The organism is Schaalia naturae, assembly GCF_042665795.1.
Lineage (GTDB): Bacteria > Actinomycetota > Actinomycetes > Actinomycetales > Actinomycetaceae > Pauljensenia > Pauljensenia naturae.
Map to the genome: position 1 here is coordinate 1,959,871 of NZ_JBHTEF010000001.1, position 13,068 is coordinate 1,972,938.

Genomic DNA, 13,068 nt, shown 5'->3' on the forward strand with positions numbered 1-13,068 from the left:
GGCATCCGCCCGCCCGGAATCCCCGCCCGTGCGGCCCGGCCCGCACGTATGTGCGTGCGGGCTCGCCGGCGGCAAAGGTCACTCGGCCGCGCTGTTGACGCCCACGTACCATGGGGGCATGTCTGTCACCGAAGCTGCCGTCAGGGATGCCCTCGCCGGCGTCATCGACCCCGAGATCCGCCGTCCGATCACCGACCTCGACATGGTCGACGCCGTCTCGATCGACGGCGCGACGGTGGACGTCAACGTGCTGCTGACGGTGGCGGGGTGCCCCTTGTCGGGGACCATCACGGAGGACGTCAAGAAGGCCGTCGGCGCCGTGGAGGGCGTGGACGCCGTGCGCGTGTCGATGGGCGTGATGAACGACGAGCAGAAGAAGGCGCTGCGCGAGAAGCTGAACGGCGGGCGGCCCGAGCGGGAGATCCCCTTCAACCGCCCCGGATCCCTCACACGCGTCATCGCCGTGACCTCCGGCAAGGGCGGTGTGGGCAAGTCCTCCATGACGGCGAACCTCGCCGCCGCCCTGGTGGGCGACGGCCTCAAGGTCGGCGTGCTGGATGCGGACATCTACGGGTTCTCCATCCCGCGCATGCTCGGCATCGTCCACGATCCGCAGGTCATCGACGGCATGATCATCCCGCCGGTGGGCGTGGGCGGCATCAAGGTGATCTCCATCGGCATGTTCGTCCCCGACGGCCAGGCCGTCGTGTGGCGAGGGCCGATGCTGCACCGCGCGCTCCAGCAGTTCCTCGGCGACGTGTTCTGGGGCGACCTGGACGTGCTGCTCATCGACATGCCCCCCGGCACGGGGGACGTCGCGATCTCGATCGCGCAGCTGCTGCCCGGCTCGGAGATCCTGGTGGTCACGACCCCGCAGGTCGCCGCCGCCGAGGTCGCCGAGAGGGCCGGCTCCATCGCCGCCCAGACCCACCAGCGCGTCATCGGCGTCGTGGAGAACATGTCGTTCCTGGTCCAGTCCGACGGCTCGCACCTGGAGGTCTTCGGGGCGGGCGGCGGGCAGGCGGTCACCGCGCGCCTGACGGCCCAGCTCGGCTACGAGGTGCCGCTGCTCGCACAGGTCCCCCTGGACATCTCCCTGCGCGAGGGGTCCGACCGCGGGCGGCCCGTCACCGCGGCCGCAGAGGAGGAGGGCGCTGCCGCCGCCGCCCTCAGGGAGGTCGCCCGCGCCCTCGGCCAGCGCGCCCGGGGGCTCGCCGGCCGGCCGCTGGGCGTCCAGCCGCTCCAGGGACGCTGAGAGCCGAGGGACCCGGCGCCGCAGGCCACGGCGCCGGACGGCATGTCGAGCGGGCACGGGGAACGCCCCGCGCCCAGTAGCCTGGGGCCAGGCGGATTCGGATCGGAAGGGGCGCATCATGGCAGCGGACAAGGCCCGGAGCTGGGTGTATGCGGAGGGCTACATCCCCGAGCGCGACGTCGTCGCCCATGCCCGCGAGGTCGCCCTGGACCTGGGCGCCGACCCGGTGAGCACCGGAGTCGGGTCGGCGCTGCGCATGGTTGCGGCCGTCGCGGGCGCCCGGGCCGTGCTCGAGATCGGGACGGGCGCCGGGGTCTCCGGCCTGTGGCTGCTCGACGGCATGTCCCCCGACGGCGTCCTCACCACCATCGACCATGAGGTCGAGTTCCAGAAGCACGCCCGCCGCGCGTTCCAGGCGGCCGGGGTGTCCGGCCAGCGCACCCGGCTCATCGCCGGGAGGGCGCTGGACGTGCTGCCCCGTATGGCGGCGCACGGCTATGACCTGGTGGTCGTCGACGCCGACATCTCCGAGACGCCGGAGTACCTCGACCACGCCGTGCGCGTCCTGCGATCGGGCGGCGTCGTCGCGGTCGCGCATGCGCTGTGGCACGACCGGGTGTCCGACCCCGCCCAACGCGATGAGGACACCGTCGTCATGCGCGAGATCGTCCGCGTCCTGGGGCAGGCCGAGGAGTTCCTGCCCTGCCTGCTGCCGGTCGGAGACGGCCTGGCGGTGGCCGTCCGGCGCTGATCCGCCGTCCGCGCGGGCGGATGCGGATGGACCCCGGCCCTCCCCGCGCTGCGCGGGGACCGGGCCGGGGTCCATCTGTTCGTCGGCGAACTCAGACGGCTGCGGTCAGCGCCTCCGCCAGGGCGGTCGCCTCGTCGGCGGTGAGTTCGATGACCAGGCGCCCGCCTCCCTCACTCGGGATGCGCATGACGATTCCGCGTCCCTCCTTCGTGGCCTCGAGCGGTCCGTCGCCGGTCCTGGGCTTCATGGCTGCCATGTGCGCGCTCCTCAGTGCCTCTGGTGTGCCGCCCGCGCGCGGACGCACGCGGCGGTGGACACGCTCCATTCTACCTGTTGAGGCGATTCGGCATCCGGGCGCGCGTGAGCAAGGCCACAGACGGCGGCCCGCCCCTCCGCCCGGCGGGGGTCGTGCCGACGCCCCGGCTCCTCAGCGCGCCTCGCCCAGCGCCAGCGCGACCGCCTCGTCCGGGTCGTCGACCACGGACATCAGCGAGGTGTCTCCCGGGGAGATCATCGCCTTCGACGTCATCGTCCCGCGCAGCCAGTCGAGCAGCCCGCCCCAGTACTCCCTGCCCAGCAGAATGATCGGGAATCCGGCGATCTTGTTGGTCTGGACCAGGGTGAGCGCCTCGAACAGCTCGTCCATGGTGCCGAACCCGCCGGGCGCCACGATGAACCCTCGCGAGTACTTGACGAACATCATCTTGCGGGCGAAGAAGTACCGGAAGTTGATGCCGATGTTCACCCACGGGTTCATGCCCTGCTCGCGGGGCAGCTCGATGCCGAGGCCCACGGATGTGCCTCCGGCATCCCACGCGCCTTTGTTCGCGGCCTCCATGATGCCGGGCCCGCCTCCTGTGATGACGGCGCATCCGGCGCGCGCGATCTCGCCGCCGATGTGGACGGCGGCCTCCCATTCCGGCGACTCGCGGGGCACGCGCGCGGACCCGAACACCGAGATGGCGGGGCCGACCTCCGCCAGCGCGCCGAAACCCTCGATGAACTCAGCCTGGATGCGCAGCACCCTCCAGGGGTCCTCGTGGAGCCAGTCCACCGACTCCTGCTCCATGAGGAGGCTGCCGTCGGAGGTCCGCGCCGGGATCTTGGGGCCGCGCAGCAGGACGGGCCCGCGCATGTAGGTCCGGCGGGAGCCGTTGCCGCTGCCGTGGGCGCCGGTCCCGTTTTCGCTGGTCCCGGCTCGTCCTCCCGCCACGTTCCCTCGGGGCTCGTCCCCCGCGGACGAGGTCGTCGCCGGTGCGCCGCTCATGACATCTCCTTGCCCGGCCCGGCATGCGCCGGCCGCTCCAGCCAGTACATCACCGTCCGGGCGCACTGGCGAATCTGGTCGACGGGCACGTGCTCGTCAACGGTGTGCGCCAGCATCGGGTCCCCGGGGCCGTAGTTCAACGCGGGAACCCCCAAGGACGCGAAACGGGCGACGTCCGTCCACCCGTACTTGGGTCCGATCGGCGCCCCCCGGCCCGCGGCGCGGACGAACTCCTGGGCCAGGGGCGAGTCCAGGCCGGGCCGGGCGCCCTCGGCCAGGTCGTCGACCTCGAGCACCGCCCCCGAGCCCTCGAAGACCGAACGGACGAGGTCCAGCGCCTGCTCGCCCGTGGTCGACGGCGCGAAACGGTAGTTGACGGTCATCGTCGCCTCATCGGGGATGACGTTGGCGGCGCGGCCGCCGCCGATCCTCACGACGGACAGGGACTCCCGGAACCCCAGGCCGTCGACCTCCACCACGGGGTTGCCGAAGGCGGCGATGCGCTCGATCACCGGGCCCATGCGGTGGATCGCGTTGTCACCGCGCCACGACCGGGCCGAGTGCGCGGCCACGCCGGCGAAGGCGGCGATGACGCGGAGGGTCCCGTTGCACCCGCCCTCGATCCGGGCGGCGGTGGGCTCCCCGAGGATCGCGAGGTCGCCGGCCAGCCACTCCGGGTGCCGGCCGGCCAGGCGCCCGAGGCCGTTGAGGGAGGCCGCGACCTCCTCGTGGTCGTAGAAGACCCAGGTCGCGTCGTGGCGGGGCCGTGAGAGCGCCGCGGCGGCGTGCAGCAGGACGGCCACACCACCGAGCATGTCGACGCTGCCGCGCCCCCACAGGACCTCGGCCGCGGCCCCGCCCTGCTCGCGCCGCTCCATGCGCCCCGGCACGTTGGCGCTGATGGGAACCGTGTCGAGGTGACCGGCCAGGACGACACGGCGGGCCCGCCCGAGATGGGTGCGAGCCACCACCGCGTCCCCGTCGCGGTCGACGGACAGATGCGGGCAGGCGCGCAGGGCGCGCTCCACGGCGTCGGCGATGCGGGTCTCCTCCCCCGACACCGACGGGATGTCGACCAGCTGGGAGGCCAGCCGCACCACGTCGGAGACGTCGAGCCGGTCCCCCGCAGCGCCGCCCCTCATCGTCTGGTCCACTGAACACCCCCGAGGGCGAGGATACGCGACCGGGTGCGTTCCCCGCCCCCGGCTCCCCGGGGGTGGGGAAGGCTCGCGGAGCGGTCCGCTACCGTGGGGGCATGTCATCAGCAGACGAGGAGTCCCCGCTCGGGCTGGCGCGGCGCGCCGCCGACGTCATCGCGCAACGCTCCGGCATCGACCACCACGACCTCGCGCTGGTCCTCGGATCGGGCTGGGCGGCGGCGGCCGACCTCATCGGGGAGACGGTCGGCGAGGTCCCCGCCGCCGAGGTCCCCGGCTTCTTCGCCCCGGCGGTCGCCGGCCATGTGCCCGTGATGCGCTCGGTCCGCGTCGCCGGGACGGACCGGACGGCGCTGGTCCTGGGCTCGCGCACCCACTTCTACGAGGGCCGGGGGGTGCACGCCGTCGCCCACGGAATGCGCACCGCGGCGGCGTCGGGAGCCCGGCGGGTCGTGCTGACCAACGGGTGCGGGGGTCTGAACCCCGCCTGGGCGCCCGGGCAGGTGGTCCTCATCCGCGACCACATCAACCTCACCGGCGCCTCCCCCCTGGAGGGCGCGACCTTCGTCGACCTCACGGACCTGTACTCCCGGCGTCTTCGCGCCCTCGCCCTCGAGGTCGACCCCTCCCTGCCCGAAGGCGTCTACGCCCAGTTCCGCGGCCCCCAGTACGAGACCCCCGCCGAGGTCCGCATGGCAGGCGTCCTCGGCGCTGACCTCGTCGGCATGTCGACCGCCCTCGAGGCGATCGCCGCCCGCGAGTCCGGCATGGAGGTGCTGGGCCTCTCGCTGATGACGAACCTGGCGGCGGGCATCTCCGCCGAGCCGCTCTCCCACGCCGAGGTCATCGCCGCAGGCGAGGAGGCGGCGCCCCGCATCGCGCGGCTGCTCGCGGACGTCGTCGCGCAGATAGCGCGTTGAGCCGGCAGCCAGGGCGAAAGATCCGTCTCCCGGAGGCTCCGGGGCCGCGTGCGGCCCCGCGTGCGGCGAACCCCCGGCCGCCTCCGAGGGAGGGGAACCGGGGGTTCTGATCGTGCGGTGCCGGGCTCAGCGCGCCGGTGCCGCCTGCGTCGGGGACCTCACTTGGAGGGCGTGCGCGTCTCCGCGGAGAGGAACCAGACCTGCTGTTCGAGCCGCTGGATGTAGGTGTGCAGGATGTCCGCCGTGGTCGGGTCCTCGGCGTCCACCGCGTCATGGACGGCGCGCATCGTGGCCGTGACGGACCCGACGGCGGAGACGACGCGATCGATCGCCTCATGGGTGAGGATCTCCCCGTTGGGGAACTCGGCCAGTGTGTTCGTGGACGCCACGACCGCCGGGCGGCCGTCGGGCGTGGCGTGGAGGGCGCGCATGCGCTCGGCGAACTCGTCGGAGCCCTCGCGGGCGATGTCGACGACGTCGTCCAGGTTGTGGTGCAGGTCGCGGAAGTTCGGGCCCACGATGTTCCAGTGCGCCTGCTTGCCCACCAGCTCGAGAGCGATGAAATCCACCAGGACCTTCTGCAGATTCTCGCCCAGCGCCGTAGAGGCCTTGAAGCCGCTCTCCGCGTTCTCGAAGGTGGTCTCGGTGACTCCGGACTGGCGCGGCACATCCAACGTGGTGCTCATGGCAATCTCCCTTATCTCGTGGTCGTCGCGTCGGGGTATCCTCGGGAACTCTCGTCCAGACCAGGAGACCCCCGGCGTCCATCTCAAGGGTACCAGCCGCAAGACGTTCCAGCAGCGGAGGATTCGAGGATTCCAGCCCTCCGGTATGACGATTGTCCGCCACCTCTAGTCCATTCTGTGGGTCGCGCGCAACCGATCTGTCGTGGCGCGTGAACGCGGTTCACGGCGGGGCCGGCCCCTCCCTCGTCGGCCCGCGCCCGGAAGCGGGGCGGTAGGCTGGATGGCCGGATCTGGACCGGGAGACCGATGACGGGACGCGCCCGCGAGGCCGCGCCCAACCGAGGGAGGAACCATGCCGCTGTACGACGCCTCAGCCGTTCGGGCCTGGATCGAGGACGATCCCGACCACGCGACGGCCGACGAGCTCCGAACCCTGCTCGACGCCGCCGAGTCCGGCGACACCGCCGCCGGGGAGGACCTGGCCGAACGGTTCTCGGGCATGCTCGCCTTCGGCACCGCAGGGCTCCGCGGGCACCTGGGAGGCGGGCCGAACAGGATGAACCGCGCAGTCGTCATCAAGGCTGCGGCCGGGCTGATGGCCGTCCTCGCCGCGCATGTCGGCGAGGGCTTCACCGTGGTCATCGGCTACGACGCCCGGCGGGGCTCGCATGCGTTCGCGTTGGACACGGCGGCCGTGGCCACGGCGGCCGGCGGGCGCGCCCTGCTCCTACCCCGTCCCCTGCCGACCCCGGTCACGGCCTTCGCGCTGCGCCATCTGGGCTGCGACGCCGCGGTCATGGTGACCGCCTCCCACAATCCCCCCGAGGACAACGGGTACAAGGTCTACCTGGGCGGCCGCGTCGTCACGGACTCCGGCCAGGGCTCCCAGATCGTGCCGCCTTTCGACGCGGAGATCTTCCGGGCGATCCAGGCGATCCCCTCCGTCGCGTCGGTGCCGCGCGCAGAGAGCGGGTGGGAGATCCTGGGAGACGACATCATTGAGGCCTACCTCGCGCGCGCCGTCTCCCTGGTGCCCGCGGGCCCCAAGGACCTGCGCATCGTGCTCACCTCGATGCACGGCGTGGGCGGGGCGCCGGCGCTTGAGGCCCTGCACCGCGCGGGGTTCTCCGACGTCCACGTCGTCGCCGAGCAGCAGGAGCCCGACCCGGACTTCCCGACCGTGCGGTTCCCCAACCCCGAGGAGCCGGGGGCGCTGGACCTGTCGATGGCGCTCGCCCGCAGGGTCGGCGCGGACCTCGTCCTGGCCAACGACCCGGACGCCGACCGCTGCTCCGCTGCCATCCCGGACCCGACCCGGCCCCAGGGCTGGCGCCAGCTCTCGGGCGACGAGGTCGGCCAGGTGCTCGGCCTCCAGGCGGCGCGCGAGCACGAGGGCGAAGGCGAAGGCTCCGGCGTGACGGCGACCGGAGCCGTCCTCGCCAACTCGGTCGTGTCCTCCCGCCTGCTCGGGCGCATCGCCGCCGACCATCACGTCGGGCATCGCACGACGCTCACCGGCTTCAAGTGGATCTCCCGCGCGCCGGGGCTCGTGTTCGGCTATGAGGAGGCGCTCGGCTACTGCGTCGACCCCGGGTACGTGCGCGACAAGGACGGCATCTCGGCCTGCCTGAAGATCGCGACGCTCGCCTGGGAGCTGAAGGGGGACGGCGGACGCACGCTGCAGGACGCGCTGGACGGCCTCGCACTGCGCTACGGCCTCCACCTGACCTCCCCACTGACGATCCGCGTGGAGGACACCGGCCTCATCGCCTCCGGGATGGCGAACCTGCGCGAGCACGGCGTCTCCTCCCTGGCGGGCTCGCCCGTGGCCTCCACCGTCGACCTGTCGGCGGGCACCGACGAGCTCCCGCCCACCGACGGGCTGGTCTTCGTCACGGAGGCCGACGACCGCGTGGTCGCCCGGCCCTCGGGCACCGAGCCGAAGCTCAAGTGCTACTGCGAGGTCATCGTGCCGGTCGCGGACGGGGACGTCGCCGCTGCGCGCCGGACCGCGGCCCGGCGCCTGGAGGCCGTCAAGACGGACATGAGGGGCGCCCTGGGGATCTGAGGCAAGGCCGCCCAGCGCGAGGTTCAGCGCCTCCCAGAGGACTCTGGGGGCCAACTCGGCCACTGAGCCTCGGGGTGGGCGCCGCCGCAGTGCTGTGTCATGGCGCGGAGGCTGGAGCCCGTAGTGTGAGATTGAGCACTTATCGTGCTTGTCTGGGACCAAGATCCTGGATTCGGCGCTTCCCTGGGACCTCGCGGCCTTATCATGCGACCAGCCTCACATCGGCGCCAGACAGTCGCCGCCGGGTCGTGGGGCATCCCGCACCACCTCGCAGGACACCCCGTGTGCCGCTGCACGTCCGGAGGAGCACTGTGAACATCCCAGAAGTCGAGCCGAAATCCCCGCAACCCGAACAACCGCACCCCCAGCAGTCCGAGCCCGAGGACCCCGTCCGAGACCTCAAGGTCGCCTCGCGCGCGAAACCCCGCAAGGACCGCTCCCACTGGCTCTACATCGCTGTCATCGCGGCCGTCGTCGGAGGCGTCCTGGTCGGCGGCCTCGGCGGCGAGTCCGTCGCCGGGCTGTCCGTCCTGGGCACGATGTTCGTCAACCTCATCAAGATGATCATCGTCCCCGTCATCTTCTGCACGATCGTCCTGGGCATCGGCTCCGTGCGCGCCGCGGCCACGGTCGGCCGCGCCGGCGGGCTGGCCCTCCTCTACTTCGTCACGATGTCGACCTTCGCCCTGTTCATCGGCCTGGTCGTCGGCAACTTCGTCCACGCCGGCGACGCCCTCGTGGTCGACACGACCTACACCCCCACCGACACCGCGGAGGCCGGCGAGGGCGGCGTCGTCGGCTTCATCCAGTCGTTGATCCCCACCACGCTGTTCTCCCCGCTGGTGGGCTCCTCCGTCCTGCAAACCCTGGCGCTGGCGCTGCTGGTCGGCTTCGCCGTCCAGGCACTGGGCAAGCAGGGGGAGCCGATCCTCCGGGCGATCGGCTACCTGCAGAAGCTCGTCTTCAAGATCCTGTCCTGGATCCTCTGGCTGGCGCCCATCGGCGCGTTCGGCGCGATGGCGGGCGTCGTGGGGAAGACCGGCTGGTCGGCGGTCGGCCAGCTCGCCCTCCTGATGGTCGCCTTCTACGCCACCTGCCTGATCTTCGTGTTCGGCGTCCTCGGCCTGGTGCTCAAGGCCGTCACGGGCCTCAATGTGTTCCGGCTGTTCAGGTATCTGGGACGGGAGTTCCTCCTCATCCTGGCGACGTCCTCGTCCGAGTCGGCCCTGCCCAACCTCATGCGGAAGATGGAGCATCTCGGCGTCAGCCAGTCGACGGTGGGCATCGTGGTGCCCACGGGGTACTCCTTCAACCTCGACGGCACGGCGATCTACCTGACCATGGCCTCGATCTTCATCTCCGACGCCATGCACGTGCCGATGTCCTTCGGCGAGCAGGCAGGGCTGCTGGCCTTCATGATCATCGCCTCCAAGGGCGCGGCCGGCGTGTCGGGAGCCGGCATCGCGACGCTCGCCGCGGGCCTGCAGACTTACCGGCCCGAGCTGCTCGACGGCGTCGGCCTGATCGTCGGCATCGACCGCTTCATGTCCGAGGCCCGCGCGCTGACGAACTTCGCGGGCAACTCGATCGCCACCCTGGTCGTCGGGAAGTGGACGCGCACCGTGGACTTCGCCCGCGTCCGGGCGGTGCTCTCCGGCGAGCTGCCCTTCGTCCAGTCCGACGTCGACGACGAGGTCGACCTGCGCCTCCCCGACGTCGAGAACCCCGCCCAGGACCGTCTCCTGCCCACCCCGCAGGTGGACCTCACGCGGTACCCCGCGCACTGAGCGTCCCCTCCCGGTTCCGAAGCCGGGCCGCGATCCGGCGCGGGAAGGACGAGGCGGTCAGCCGGCGAACCCGGCGAGCACCTTCGCCGAGGACGACAGCCCCAGGCGCGAGGCGCCCGCGTCGATCATCTCCTGGGCGGCGGCGGCGTCGCGGATCCCGCCTGACGCCTTGACGCCGAGGCGGTCCCCGACCGTGGCGCGCATGAGCGCGACGGCGTGGGCCGACGCGCCGCCCGCCGGGTGGAAGCCGGTCGAGGTCTTGACGAAGTCGGCGCCGGCCGCCTCAGAGGCGCGGCAGGCCGCCACGATCTGCCCGTCCGTCAGGGCCGCGGACTCGATGATGACCTTGAGCACCTGTCGGGGGCAGGCCTCCCGCACCTCGCGGATGTCCTCCTCCACTCCCGCCCAGTCGCCCTGTTTCGCGAGCGCGAGGTTGATGACCATGTCGACCTCGTCGGCCCCGTCCTCGACCGCCCGGGCGGCCTCGGCGGCCTTGATCGCGGACTTGTGCGCCCCGGAGGGGAAGCCGCACACGCAGGCCACCTTGAGGCCCTCGGGGACCTCGACGGGCAGCATGGAGGGGGACACGCACACGGAGTACGTGCCCAGCGTCCGGGCTTCCTCGATGAGGGCGCGCACGTCGGCGTCCGTGGCCTCCGGCTTGAGCAGGGTGTGGTCGATCACGCGGGCGATGTCTTCTCGGGTGGTCATGGTGTCTCCTTCGGTAGCGGGTTGCGTGACAGGGAGTGTGGCGGCGGGAGCTGGGCCTCAGGCCCCCGGCAGGACGGCCAGGAGGGGCCGGCGCCAGTTCCCCAGCGCGGGGAGGCGGGGAGGATCCGGATCGACGAGGGCGTCCCTGCCGATGCGGAACACCCGTCCGCTCGATGGCTCGAAGACGGCATACCGGCCGGCGGCGGCCGACTCCGGGCCGAGCACCGCCACGACATGGCGGGTCACGACGTCGAGGCCCTGGCTGTCCAGGTAGGCGGCGGCGTCCTCGGACAGGAGGCGCAGGCGGCCCAGTTCCGGGCTCTGAGCGGCGGCCGAGGCGGCACCTCGCGATCCGCCGCCGACGAAGAGGAAGGCGTCGAGCCCCTGCTCGAGGACCCGGTCCATCTGCTCGCGCACGGCGGCGGTCCACAGCCGGATCCGGTGGCGGTGTCCGGTGGCGCTCCCAGCCAGCGCGGCCAGCGCCCACGGGGACGTCCCCCGCGAGAGGGGCCAGGGCGGCGGGACTCGGGACGCCAGCCGGTGCAGGCGCTCCTGGAAGGCGGCGATCTGCCAGTCCGGCGTCTCGGGATCCAGATACTGCGGGTGGCGGCCGGCGCGCGCCGCGACCGCGGCCAGGGCCGCGATCCCGCACGTGGTGCCGTCCACCTGCCGGGGCAGCGAACGCGCCGGCGCCGGAGGCGTCACCGGGGATCCACCCGCCCCAGCACGACGGAGCCAGGCAGGTCGGGGGCCTCCGGGCCGATCGAGATCGCGCCGGCGAGGGCCTCGCGCGCGCGCCCGAAACGCTCGGGGGTCTGCGTGTGGAGGCGCAGCAGCGGTTGCCCGGCGCTCACGCGGTCCCCGGGCACGGCGAGCAGCTCGATGCCGGCCTCGGCCTGCACCGGGTCCTCCTTGCGGGCGCGCCCGGCCCCCAGGCGCCAGGAGGCCACGCCGATGCCGAGGGCGTCCATCGCGGTGACGTAGCCCGAGGTCTCCGCGGCGACCGTGTCCTGGTGGGCGGACCGGGGCAGCGGCGCGTCGGGATCGCCGCCCTGGGCGCGCACCATCCGGCGCCAGACGTCCATCGCCCGCCCGTCGGCCAGAGCCGCCTCCGGATCCGCGTCCGGGCGGCCGGCCTGGCGCAGCATCTCGCGGGCGAGAGCCAGGGTCAGCTCGACGACGTCGGCGGGGCCGCCGCCGGCCAGGACCTCCACGGCCTCGCGGACCTCCAGGGCATTGCCCACGGTGCGCCCCAGCGGGGCGGACATGTCCGTGAGCAGGGCCACGGCGTCGACGCCCGCGTCGGTCCCCAGGTCGACCATGGTGCGGGCCAGCTCCTCGGCTCGCTCCCTCGTCTTCATGAACGCGCCGGAGCCGACCTTGACGTCCAGGACCAGCGAGCGGGTGCCCTCGGCGATCTTCTTCGACATGATCGAGGAGGCGATGAGGGGGATGGACTCGACTGTCCCCGTGGTGTCACGCAGGGCGTAGAGCTTCTTGTCGGCGGGGGCCAGTCCTGCTCCCGCCGCGCAGATGACCGCGCCAGGGCCGGTCCCCAGCTGGGTCATCATCTCCTCGGTGGACAGGGAGGCCCGCCACCCCCGGATCGACTCCATCTTGTCCAGGGTGCCGCCCGTGTGGCCCAGCCCGCGCCCGGACAGCTGTGGGACGGCCACGTCGAACACGGCGACCAGCGGCGCCAGGGGCAGGGTGATCTTGTCGCCCACGCCGCCCGTCGAGTGCTTGTCGGCGGTGGGCCGCGGCAGTGAGGAGAAGTCCATGCGCTCCCCGGAGGCGATCATCGCCCGCGTCCACCGGGCGATCTCCCGGCGGTCCATTCCGTTGAGGAAAACGGCCATGGCCAGCGCCGACATCTGCTCGTCGGCCACGACGCCGCGCGTGTAGGCGTCGATGACCCAGTCGATCTGCGGCTCCGTCAGACGGCTGCCATCGCGCTTCGCCGCGATGACGTCGACGGCGTCGAAGGGTTCCGTGCTCATCTCAGTGCTCCTTGATCCGGTCCAGGGACGCCGGCCCGAACGCGTCGGGCAGCGCCTGGCTCATCGTCATGATGCCGCTGGGCATGGCCAGCAGCAGGTCCGGGCCCCCGTGCTCGAAGAGGATCTGGCGGCAGCGCCCGCACGGGGACGCCGCCTCCCCCCGGGCGTTCACGCAGGCGAAGGCCACGAGGCGCCCGCCCCCGGTGTTGACCAGCTCGGAGACCAGCCCGCATTCCGCGCACAGGGTGACGCCGTAGCCGGCGTTCTCGACATTGCATCCGGAGACCACGCGCCCGTCGTCCGCCAGCGCCGCCGCGCCCACCGGGAAGTGGGAGTAGGGCGTGTAGGCGCGCCGCATGGCGGCCATCGCGGACTCGTGCAGGAGCCGCCAGGTGTCCTCGGTGATCGATGGTCCCATCGTCGTCCTTTCTGGTCGCATCTCGTCGCGCAGTGACGAGGACGCCCC

The 13,068-nt window shown here is 72.5% G+C and carries 13 protein-coding genes; 5 read left to right on the forward strand and 8 right to left on the reverse strand.

Annotated features, from left to right (window positions below):
- Nucleotides 1–118: 118 nt before the first annotated feature.
- Nucleotides 119–1,255: an Mrp/NBP35 family ATP-binding protein gene (locus tag ACFQWG_RS08755; RefSeq protein ID WP_380974480.1), complete on the forward strand. Its 1,137-nt coding sequence runs from the start codon at nucleotides 119–121 to the stop codon at nucleotides 1,253–1,255.
- Nucleotides 1,256–1,373: 118 nt separating this feature from the next.
- Entirely contained in the window at nucleotides 1,374–2,006 is a 633-nt protein-coding gene (locus ACFQWG_RS08760; protein ID WP_291496742.1) for an O-methyltransferase, read from the forward strand.
- A 91-nt stretch (nucleotides 2,007–2,097) separates the two neighbouring features.
- On the opposite strand, the gene ACFQWG_RS08765 is transcribed toward ACFQWG_RS08760, so the two are convergent.
- The 3 genes from ACFQWG_RS08765 to dapE form a co-directional block, all read right to left on the reverse strand.
- Entirely contained in the window at nucleotides 2,098–2,262 is a 165-nt protein-coding gene (locus tag ACFQWG_RS08765) for a DUF3117 domain-containing protein (protein WP_291496741.1), read from the reverse strand.
- 171 nt (nucleotides 2,263–2,433) lie between these two features.
- Nucleotides 2,434–3,141: an LOG family protein gene (locus ACFQWG_RS08770; RefSeq protein ID WP_380976299.1), complete on the reverse strand. Its 708-nt coding sequence runs from the start codon at nucleotides 3,139–3,141 to the stop codon at nucleotides 2,434–2,436.
- 128 nt (nucleotides 3,142–3,269) lie between these two features.
- Complete coding sequence (gene dapE / locus ACFQWG_RS08775) at nucleotides 3,270–4,415, reverse strand: succinyl-diaminopimelate desuccinylase (RefSeq protein WP_380974483.1); 1,146 nt, start codon at nucleotides 4,413–4,415, stop codon at nucleotides 3,270–3,272.
- A 113-nt stretch (nucleotides 4,416–4,528) separates the two neighbouring features.
- Between dapE and ACFQWG_RS08780 the strand changes: the two genes are divergently transcribed.
- A complete protein-coding gene (locus ACFQWG_RS08780) occupies nucleotides 4,529–5,350 on the forward strand; it encodes a purine-nucleoside phosphorylase (protein WP_380974486.1) in 822 nt (273 codons plus the stop codon).
- Nucleotides 5,351–5,508: 158 nt separating this feature from the next.
- Here ACFQWG_RS08780 and ACFQWG_RS08785 read toward each other — a convergent pair whose 3' ends face one another.
- Nucleotides 5,509–6,036, reverse strand: a complete 528-nt coding sequence (locus tag ACFQWG_RS08785; protein ID WP_380974489.1) for a Dps family protein — start codon at nucleotides 6,034–6,036, stop codon at nucleotides 5,509–5,511.
- Nucleotides 6,037–6,388: 352 nt separating this feature from the next.
- Between ACFQWG_RS08785 and ACFQWG_RS08790 the strand changes: the two genes are divergently transcribed.
- Both ACFQWG_RS08790 and ACFQWG_RS08795 read left to right on the forward strand, forming a co-directional pair.
- Nucleotides 6,389–8,104 carry a phospho-sugar mutase gene (locus ACFQWG_RS08790; RefSeq protein ID WP_380974492.1) on the forward strand — a complete coding sequence of 572 codons (1,716 nt, stop codon included), beginning with the start codon at nucleotides 6,389–6,391 and terminating at the stop codon, nucleotides 8,102–8,104.
- A gap of 311 nt (nucleotides 8,105–8,415) precedes the next feature.
- Entirely contained in the window at nucleotides 8,416–9,891 is a 1,476-nt protein-coding gene (locus ACFQWG_RS08795; RefSeq protein WP_380974494.1) for a cation:dicarboxylate symporter family transporter, read from the forward strand.
- Nucleotides 9,892–9,948: 57 nt separating this feature from the next.
- Here ACFQWG_RS08795 and deoC read toward each other — a convergent pair whose 3' ends face one another.
- From deoC to ACFQWG_RS08815, 4 genes are read right to left on the reverse strand one after another with little or no spacing between them, the layout of a single operon-like run.
- Nucleotides 9,949–10,602 carry a deoxyribose-phosphate aldolase gene (gene deoC, locus ACFQWG_RS08800; RefSeq protein WP_380974497.1) on the reverse strand — a complete coding sequence of 218 codons (654 nt, stop codon included), beginning with the start codon at nucleotides 10,600–10,602 and terminating at the stop codon, nucleotides 9,949–9,951.
- A gap of 57 nt (nucleotides 10,603–10,659) precedes the next feature.
- Complete coding sequence (locus ACFQWG_RS08805) at nucleotides 10,660–11,307, reverse strand: hypothetical protein (RefSeq protein ID WP_380974500.1); 648 nt, start codon at nucleotides 11,305–11,307, stop codon at nucleotides 10,660–10,662.
- Nucleotides 11,304–12,602: a thymidine phosphorylase gene (locus ACFQWG_RS08810; protein WP_380974503.1), complete on the reverse strand. Its 1,299-nt coding sequence runs from the start codon at nucleotides 12,600–12,602 to the stop codon at nucleotides 11,304–11,306. Before ACFQWG_RS08810 ends, ACFQWG_RS08805 begins: the two co-directional genes overlap by 4 nt.
- 1 nt (nucleotide 12,603) lies before the next feature.
- The gene (locus ACFQWG_RS08815) at nucleotides 12,604–13,020 is read right to left on the reverse strand and encodes a cytidine deaminase (protein ID WP_380974506.1); all 417 of its coding nucleotides are present in this window, start codon (nucleotides 13,018–13,020) and stop codon (nucleotides 12,604–12,606) included.
- Nucleotides 13,021–13,068 lie beyond the last annotated feature (48 nt).

Excerpts from the sequence above, each read along its gene's own strand:
- ACFQWG_RS08755 (WP_380974480.1), top strand. The coding sequence starts at position 119 with ATGTCTGTCACCGAAGCTGCCGTCAGGGATGCCCTCGCCGGCGTCATC.
- ACFQWG_RS08760 (WP_291496742.1), top strand. The coding sequence starts at position 1,374 with ATGGCAGCGGACAAGGCCCGGAGCTGGGTGTATGCGGAGGGCTACATC.
- ACFQWG_RS08765 (WP_291496741.1), bottom strand. The coding sequence starts at position 2,262 with ATGGCAGCCATGAAGCCCAGGACCGGCGACGGACCGCTCGAGGCCACG.
- ACFQWG_RS08770 (WP_380976299.1), bottom strand. The coding sequence starts at position 3,141 with ATGCGCGGGCCCGTCCTGCTGCGCGGCCCCAAGATCCCGGCGCGGACC.
- dapE (WP_380974483.1), bottom strand. The coding sequence starts at position 4,415 with ATGAGGGGCGGCGCTGCGGGGGACCGGCTCGACGTCTCCGACGTGGTG.
- ACFQWG_RS08780 (WP_380974486.1), top strand. The coding sequence starts at position 4,529 with ATGTCATCAGCAGACGAGGAGTCCCCGCTCGGGCTGGCGCGGCGCGCC.
- ACFQWG_RS08785 (WP_380974489.1), bottom strand. The coding sequence starts at position 6,036 with ATGAGCACCACGTTGGATGTGCCGCGCCAGTCCGGAGTCACCGAGACC.
- ACFQWG_RS08790 (WP_380974492.1), top strand. The coding sequence starts at position 6,389 with ATGCCGCTGTACGACGCCTCAGCCGTTCGGGCCTGGATCGAGGACGAT.
- deoC (WP_380974497.1), bottom strand. The coding sequence starts at position 10,602 with ATGACCACCCGAGAAGACATCGCCCGCGTGATCGACCACACCCTGCTC.
- ACFQWG_RS08810 (WP_380974503.1), bottom strand. The coding sequence starts at position 12,602 with ATGAGCACGGAACCCTTCGACGCCGTCGACGTCATCGCGGCGAAGCGC.
- ACFQWG_RS08815 (WP_380974506.1), bottom strand. The coding sequence starts at position 13,020 with ATGGGACCATCGATCACCGAGGACACCTGGCGGCTCCTGCACGAGTCC.